The sequence below is a fragment of the Bradyrhizobium hereditatis genome (assembly GCF_020329435.1).
GTDB classification, from domain to species: domain Bacteria; phylum Pseudomonadota; class Alphaproteobacteria; order Rhizobiales; family Xanthobacteraceae; genus Bradyrhizobium; species Bradyrhizobium hereditatis.
In genome coordinates this window covers 1-2,205 of the sequence record NZ_JAGKJK010000051.1, presented here as the reverse complement: position 1 = coordinate 2,205, position 2,205 = coordinate 1, and the positions used below count along the sequence as shown (strand labels likewise).

Sequence of the window (2,205 nt, the reverse complement as noted above, 5' to 3'; positions counted from 1 at the left end):
TGTACTCGCACAGGGCGCGTGGGTCACCATCTGGATCTCGCTGTCCATCATTCCCGGTGCGGCACTCGGCGCGGTCATCTTTGGCGCGATGAGATTATCCGAGGCGCCCGCAGTACGAATTCCCTCGATTGTCTTGATCGAGCTTATTCGCGGGCCCTCGGCATTGGTTTTGCTGTTCTGGGTTTTTTATGCGCTACCGTTGATACCGGGAATGCCGCGCTTCAGCCCCGTTGCGGCGGCGATCCTCGTGCTGACGCTCGATGGAGCCGTTTACGGCGCGGAGATCGTCCGCGCTGGCATTGAGGCCGTTCATCGCGGGCAAACCGAGGCGTGTCATGCACTTGGGCTGAGCAAAATACAGAGTTTCACGAACGTTATTCTGCCGCAGGCGCTTTCGCAGATCGTGCCCGCTTTCGGCAGCCTGGCAAGAAGCATGATCAAGTGGACTTCACTTGTGAGCTTCGTCGGCGTGCAGGACGTGCTCTATGTTGCAGACTACGTGCGTGGCCAAACGTACGCAACCGTCAGCGTCTTTTGCCTGCTTGGCGCCTTCTACTGGATTTTGACCCTTCTTTGCGCCGCAGCTTTTCGCGGGCTCGAACACGCGCTTCCGCTTAATCGTGCGTTGCGAGCCGCGCGCGTGTCGATGCAGGTCACGCCTGACATGAAACTGCGAGCAGGGCCCGCCAGATGACGTGGAATTGGAGCTTTGTCCTGCAGATACTCCCGAACCTGATGGAGGGCATTTGGAATACTGTCGTGTTAACGTTAGCGAGTTCGGCGCTTGCGTTAGCAGGGGGGCTGCTGCTTGCGATCCTGGAGAGTGTGAGTACCAACTTCGGTCGTCCATTCGTGCGGTTCTGGCTCGAACTCTTCCGAGGTGTGCCGATCCTTGTGCTGCTCTATTTCAGCTTCTATGTCCTCCCGGAAGTGGGGCTTATCCTTCCAGCAATGCCGATTGGCATTGCCGTGTTAGGGGTTGTCTACGCCGCCTACTGCTCGGAGGTTTACCGAGGTAGTCTCATCACCATCCCAGCTGAACTGCGCGACGCCTGTGTGGCGCTCAATCTGAGCCCGTACGTTACGTGGCGACGCGTGCTCGTACCCTTGATGATAAGACGGTCGATCCCGGCCTTGCTCAACTACGTCATTGGTTTGTTCCGACAAACCGCGATCCTTTTTGCTATCGGGGTGCCGGTGCTAATGAGCGAGGCGCACGTGGTCGCCGACCAAAGCTTCCGGTATCTCGAGCCATTCACCCTGACGGGCGTCCTCTATCTAGGCATGAATTTGCCATTCCTCTATCTCCTTTCCCGAGTCAAGGACAAGCATGTCTGGTAGCATGGAATTTAGCCGAGCAGGATCCTTCGTGCCCACGGCCGCCGCTGTCTGCGATCCGGCAGAGTCGCATGCAGCCGCTCCCGAATCGCAACAAACCAAGTGGGCGATCGAATTCGAGAAGGTCTCGAAATCCTACGGTGCGCATCGCGTGCTGGTCGATCTCGACCTGCAAGTGCGGCCAGGCGAAAAGGTTACGCTGATCGGCCCGAGCGGTTCAGGAAAGACCACCGTGCTGCGCCTGGCGATGACGCTTGAGAACCCCACTGGTGGCGATATCCGGGTTTTTGGCGAAAGCATCCTCTTTGATACGGCGGGCAAGCCGCTCTCGATCCGACAGGAGGCGCGGATCCGTCGCCGATGCGGCATGGTCTTCCAGCAATTCAATCTGTTCCCGCATCTGACCGTGCTGCAGAACCTTATGTTGGCGCCAACCACGGTGTTAAAGCAATCCTGGGAGCAGGCTGAGAAGAGTGCGCTGGAATACCTTCGGATGGTGGGCCTGGAAGGCAAAGTGCGTGCCTATCCCGCCCAACTTTCCGGAGGACAGCAGCAGCGTATCGCGATCGCACGGGCACTAATCCTGAAACCTGAGATACTCCTGCTCGACGAAATCACCTCGGCGCTCGACCCTGAACTCGCTGGAGAAGTTCTCGACGTGGTCCGAGGTGTAGCCCACGAGACGAAGGTGACACTTCTGATTGTCACCCACGAGATGCGCTTCGCACGCGAGGTCTGTGACCGCATTGTCGTCTTCGATGCCGGCCGCATCATCGAGCAGGGCTCTCCTGACAAGATCTTCAGCCATCCCGAATCTGAGCGCACGCGCTCATTCCTGCAGTCCGTCCTGAACCATTGACGCTAGCT

Annotated in this window: 3 protein-coding genes; all 3 read left to right on the top strand. The window is 58.3% G+C overall.

Features of this window, described 5'->3' with window-relative positions; all coding sequences use genetic code 11:
• Positions 1 to 694, top strand: a 694-nt coding sequence (locus tag J6524_RS36965) for an amino acid ABC transporter permease (RefSeq protein WP_225678753.1), incomplete at its 5' end; no start/stop codon positions are given.
• Entirely contained in the window at positions 691 to 1,341 is a 651-nt protein-coding gene (locus tag J6524_RS36960) for an amino acid ABC transporter permease (protein ID WP_225678752.1), read from the top strand. The genes J6524_RS36965 and J6524_RS36960, both read left to right, overlap by 4 nt.
• Positions 1,342 to 1,369: 28 nt before the next feature.
• Complete coding sequence (locus J6524_RS36955; protein WP_225678751.1) at positions 1,370 to 2,197, top strand: amino acid ABC transporter ATP-binding protein; 828 nt, start codon at positions 1,370 to 1,372, stop codon at positions 2,195 to 2,197.
• Positions 2,198 to 2,205: the final 8 nt, after the last annotated feature.